This is a genomic window from Acidimicrobiales bacterium (assembly GCA_036273495.1).
In the GTDB taxonomy this organism is placed as follows: domain Bacteria; phylum Actinomycetota; class Acidimicrobiia; order Acidimicrobiales; family JAJPHE01; genus DASSEU01.
Genome location: DASUHN010000082.1, coordinates 1 through 4,946 on the forward strand (window position 1 = coordinate 1; position 4,946 = coordinate 4,946).

Annotated in this window: 5 protein-coding genes; 3 read left to right on the top strand and 2 right to left on the bottom strand. The window is 72.3% G+C overall.

Features of this window, described 5'->3' with window-relative positions; all coding sequences use genetic code 11:
• Positions 1-1,090 (bottom strand): FAD-dependent oxidoreductase (locus VFW24_03265; GenBank protein ID HEX5265769.1); only part of this gene is annotated, 1,090 nt, incomplete at its 3' end.
• Positions 1,087-1,605 (bottom strand): hypothetical protein, encoded by a 519-nt coding sequence (locus VFW24_03270; GenBank protein HEX5265770.1) that lies wholly within the window; start codon positions 1,603-1,605, stop codon positions 1,087-1,089. The genes VFW24_03265 and VFW24_03270, both read right to left, overlap by 4 nt.
• 115 nt (positions 1,606-1,720) lie before the next feature.
• Between VFW24_03270 and VFW24_03275 the strand changes: the two genes are divergently transcribed.
• From VFW24_03275 to VFW24_03285, 3 genes are all read left to right on the top strand, one after another.
• Positions 1,721-2,416, top strand: a complete 696-nt coding sequence (locus VFW24_03275) for a helix-turn-helix domain-containing protein (GenBank protein HEX5265771.1) — start codon at positions 1,721-1,723, stop codon at positions 2,414-2,416.
• A 23-nt stretch (positions 2,417-2,439) separates the two neighbouring features.
• Positions 2,440-4,497, top strand: a complete 2,058-nt coding sequence (locus VFW24_03280) for an NAD(+) synthase (protein ID HEX5265772.1) — start codon at positions 2,440-2,442, stop codon at positions 4,495-4,497.
• 109 nt (positions 4,498-4,606) lie between these two features.
• Positions 4,607-4,946: hypothetical protein (locus VFW24_03285; protein HEX5265773.1), on the top strand; the 340-nt coding region annotated here is incomplete at its 3' end.

The following is a 4,946-nucleotide window of genomic DNA, read 5'->3' on the forward strand; positions in this document are numbered from 1 at the left end:
ACTCCCGCGTGCCGACATCGCCGCGGAAAACCACCTCGTCCCAGTCCATGGCGAGTCCGGTGTACTCCATACCGACGTCGTACTGGTCGGAGAAGAAGTAGGGCAGCTTCTCGTAGGGGGTGGACCGGCCGAGGATGTTGCGCGCCGCCACCGGGCCCTGGTTGAGGGCCGACGACCAGTGCTCCAACCGGACGCGCCGCTCGAGCACCGGGTGCCACGCGCTGGCCACGTCCCCGGCGGCGTACACGCCGGGGACGCTGGCGGCGAGGAACTGGTCGGTCACGACTCCGTTGTCGAGCTCCAGTCCCGCCGCCTCGGCCAGCTCCACGCGCGGGGTGACACCGACGCCGACAACGACCACGTCGGCTGCGATGACGGTCCCGTCGGCCAGCACCACCTCCTCCACCGAGCCGGATCCGCGCAGCTCCTGCAGGCCGACCCCGACGTGGAGATCGACGCCGTGGTCGGCGTGGACGTCGCGGTAGAAGGCACCCAGCTCGGGGCCGAGCACCCGCACGAGCGGCACCGGGGCGGCCTCGATCATCGAGACCTCCGCCCCCATCTGACGGGCCGACGCCGCCACCTCGCTGCCGATCCAGCCGGCACCGATCACCGCCACCCGGCCGGCCGAGCGGACGGCCGCCGCCAGGCTCTCGCTGTCGGCGAGCGTGCGCAGGTAGTGGACCCCGGCCAGGTCGGCGCCGGGGACGGAGACCCGGCGGGGGGCGGCGCCGGTGGCCAACAGCAGGGAGTCGTACGGCACCTGCTCCCCGCCGGCCAGGCCGACCCGACGCGCCCCCACGTCGATCGACTCGACCCGGCACGACAGGCGCAGGTCGATCCCGTTGTCGGCGTAGAAGGACTCGTCGTGGACGTAGGCCTTCTCGGGCCCGACGTCACCGCGCAGGAGGTCCTTCGACAGCGGGGGGCGCTCGTAGGGGCGGAACGTCTCCTCCCCCACCAGCACCACCCCGCCGTCGAACCCCTCCTTGCGCAAGGTCTCGGCGGCCTTGGCGCCGGCGAGGCTGGCGCCGACGATCACGACGGACGAGGGCCCGCCTGAGCCCCCGCCCGCAGAGCCGGCGCTCATGACGACCGCCGGGAGAACATCGGCGGGGCGTAGGCCGCCGACAGCCGGGCCAGGGCCAGGGCGGCCAGCATCAGTCCGAAGTCGCGCAGGGCGATGTCCCAGAACACGCCGGTGTGGCCCCCGATCGACACGCTCTGGATGACCAGGTCGGTGACGATGCCGCCGAGCCAGGCCGCCACCACGTAGGGCGAGAGTCGGGGCAGCAGCAGCACCAGGATCCCCGCTGTGATCTCGAGGACCCCGACCCCCTCCATGATCTGGTGCGGCGTGCCGGGCAGGAAGTTGGAGAAGCCGACCCACAGGTAGCGGGTCCACGGGACCATCCAGTTGAAGAACTTGTCGACGCCGAAGACGATCGGCGCCACCACGAACGCCAGGCGCAGGATCAGGTAGGCCTGGTAGCCGGGGTCCGCCAGCCGCCGCTCGTGCACGGGCGGGGCGTCCAGCACGCGCAGCGGACGGGGAAGGTTCCACTCGTGTCCACGGTGCTCCTGCAGGGGGGTGGCGGTAGCCATGGTCGGCCTCCTCGGTCTGTCGATGGGTTCGGTAAGGGTTTCTATAGACGACTAACTTTGACTTTAGAACCCGGGACCCATTGCGTCAAGGATTTTCTGTTTTAGAATTGGGAGCGTGGAAGACCGTCCCGACCTGGCCGCCGCCGCTGCTCTCCACGAGCCCCTCCGCCGCCGGGTCTACGCCTACGTGACCGACCAGCCCGACGCCGTGGGCCGGGACGAGGCCGCCGGCGCCCTGGGGGTGGCCCGCTCGGTGGCCGCCTTCCACCTCGACAAGCTGGCCGAGGTGGGCCTGCTCGAGGTCGAGTTCCGCCGCCCCCCGGGCCGGAGCGGTCCCGGCGCCGGCCGGCCCGCGAAGCTCTACCGCCGGGGCACCGGGGAGCTGACGATCCACCTGCCCGAGCGGCGCTACGAGCTGGCCGGCCGCCTCCTCGCCGGGGCGGTGGCCAAGGCGGAACAGACCGAGGCGGCCCCCGCCGAGGCCGCAGGCGAAGAGGCACGCGAGCACGGCCGGCGCGTCGGCCAGGAGGCGCGGGCGGGGCTCGCCCGGCGGCGGGCCCCCGGCCTCGACGCGGTGACGACGGCGCTGGCCGACGAGGGCTACGAGCCGCTGGTCGAGGGTCGCTCGGTCGTGCTGCGCAACTGCCCGTTCCACGCCCTGGCCGAGGCCCAGCGCGAGCTGGTGTGCGGGATGAACGTCGAGCTGGTGCAGGGCCTGATCGAGGGCATGGGCGCCAAGGGAGTCGAGGCGCGCCTCGATCCCACGCCGGGGCGCTGCTGCGTCCGGGTGGAATCACACCAGCGGCGCTGAACGCCCTGTCAGACTGGCCACGGATGAGCCTGCCGTTCGAGTCCCTGTACCGCCACGGCTTCGCCCGGCTGGCCGTGGGGGTGCCGACGGTACGGGTGGCGGACCCCGAGCACAACGCCGACCGCACGATCGAGCTGGTCCGCCAGGCCGCGGCCGACCACGCCGTGCTGTGCGTGCTGCCCGAGCTCGGGCTGTCGGCCTACTCGGCCGACGACCTGTTCCACCAGGACGCCCTCCTGTACGCGGTTGAGCACGCCCTGGCCCGGGTGGTGGACGAGACGGCGGAGCTGCCGACGGTGGTGGCGGTGGGGGCCCCGCTGCGCGTCGACGGGCGGCTGTTCAACTGCGCCGTCGTCGCCCACCGCGGCCAGGTGCTCGGGGTAGTACCGAAGAGCTACCTGCCCGGCTACCGCGAGTTCTACGAGAAGCGCCAGTTCGTGGCGGCGCGCGACGCGGTGGAGGGCGAGATCAGAGTGGCGGGGCAGAGCGCCCCCTTCTCCCCCGGCCTGCTGTTCGAGCCGACCGACGTCGAAGGCCTGGTGCTGCACTTCGAGATCTGCGAGGACGTGTGGGTCCCCACTCCCCCGTCGAGCTACGCCGCCCTGGCCGGAGCAACGGTCCTGGCCAACCTGTCGGCGTCCAACATCGTCATCGGCAAGGCCGACTTCCGGCGCCTGCTGTGCGAGTCGCAGTCGGCGCGCTGCATGGCCGCCTACCTGTACGCCGCCGCCGGGGCGGGCGAGTCGACTACCGACCTGGCGTGGGACGGCCACGCCCTGATCGCCGAGAACGGGGACATCCTGGCCGAGTCGCAGCGGTTCCTGACCGAGAGCCAGCTGGTGACCGCCGACGTCGACCTACTGCGGCTGCGCGCCGACCGCACCCGCCAGACCAGCTTCTCCGACGCCGCCCACGACCATGCCGACCGGGTGGCACGCACGCGGCGGGTGCGCTTCGTGCTCGGCGTGCCGGCCGAGCCGGTCGAGCTGCGCCGGCCGATCTCGCGCTTCCCGTACGTGCCGGCCGATCCCGCGCGCCTGGCCGAGCGCTGCGCCGAGGTGTACCACATCCAGGTCGAGGCGCTGGCGACGCGGCTGGCCGCCACCGGCATCGACCACATGGTGATCGGCGTCTCCGGTGGACTCGACTCCACCCAGGCGCTGATCGTGTGCGCCAAGGCCGCCGACCGCCTGCAGCTGCCGCGCACCAACGTGCTCGCCTACACCATGCCCGGCTTCGCCACCACGTCGGCCACGCTCGCCAACGCCCACGCCCTGATGAAGGCGCTCGGGGTGACCGCTCACGAGATCGACATCCGCCCCTCGGCGCTGCAGATGCTGGCGGACCTCGACCACCCCGCCGCGACCGGTGAGCCGGTCTACGACACGACCTACGAGAATGTGCAGGCGGGAGAGCGCACGTCGCACCTGTTCCGGCTGGCCAACCGCCACCACGCCCTGGTCGTCGGGACGGGGGACCTGTCGGAGCTGGCTCTCGGCTGGGCCACCTACGGCGTCGGGGACCAGATGTCGCACTACAACCCCAACGCCTCGGTGCCGAAGACGCTGATCTCGTACCTCATCCGGTGGGTGGTGGACTCCGGGGAGCTGGGACCCGAGGCCGAGGACGTGCTGCTGGCCATTCTCGGCACCGAGATCTCCCCCGAGCTGGTGCCGGCGGTGGAGACCGAGTCGGGCACCCGCCTGCAGAGCTCGGAGGAGGTGGTGGGCCCCTACGAGCTGCAGGACCTCCACCTCTACTACGTGCTGCGCTTCGGCTACCTGCCGAGCCGGGTGGCGTACCTGGCCCACCACGCCTGGCGGGACAGGGAGTCCGGCGTCTGGCCCGAGCTGCTCCCGCTCGACCGCCGCAACCAGTACGACCTGCCCACGATCAAGCGCTGGCTCGCCGTGTTCCTCCGCCGCTTCTTCGAGACATCGCAGTTCAAGCGCTCGGCCCTGCCCAACGCCCCCAAGGTCGGCTCGGGCGGCTCCCTGTCCCCCCGCGGCGACTGGCGGGCGCCCAGCGACGCCACCGCCACCACCTGGCTGGACGAGCTGGACCGCAACGTCCCCGGCTGACGGTCGCCGATCAGAGGGTTATCTCGACCAAGCTGGCGCATCGGGTATTGACGCCGGCCCGGAAAGGTCGCATAGTGGCTTTCGTGCCTATAGCAGCCACTCGACCACTATGCGTGGCAAGACGCTGAGGGACAGCGGTCCGGGCCGGCGCCTCGCCGCCCGGGCCCTGGCCACCGGACCGGGCCGGCGCCTGGTCGACGAACTCGTCCGGCTGGCGGGCGAGCCCCGCCCCGGTGCCCAGGGGGTCCCCGACGATCCGGAGTCGCTGGAGCACCGCCGCCGCATCCAGGCGGTGCTCAACATCGGCGACAGCCTGCGGATCGTCTACCAGCCGATCGTCGAGCTCGGCTCCCTCCGGGTCGTCGGCTACGAGGCGCTGTCCCGCTTCGACAACGACCGGCCGGCCGACCAGTGGTACGACGAGGCCCACGCCGTCGGCTTGGGCGTGG

What these genes read in the sequence shown, in the direction of transcription:
- VFW24_03280 (HEX5265772.1), top strand. Translation starts at nt 2,440, where the DNA reads ATGAGCCTGCCGTTCGAGTCCCTGTACCGCCACGGCTTCGCCCGGCTG.
- VFW24_03270 (HEX5265770.1), bottom strand. Translation starts at nt 1,605, where the DNA reads ATGGCTACCGCCACCCCCCTGCAGGAGCACCGTGGACACGAGTGGAAC.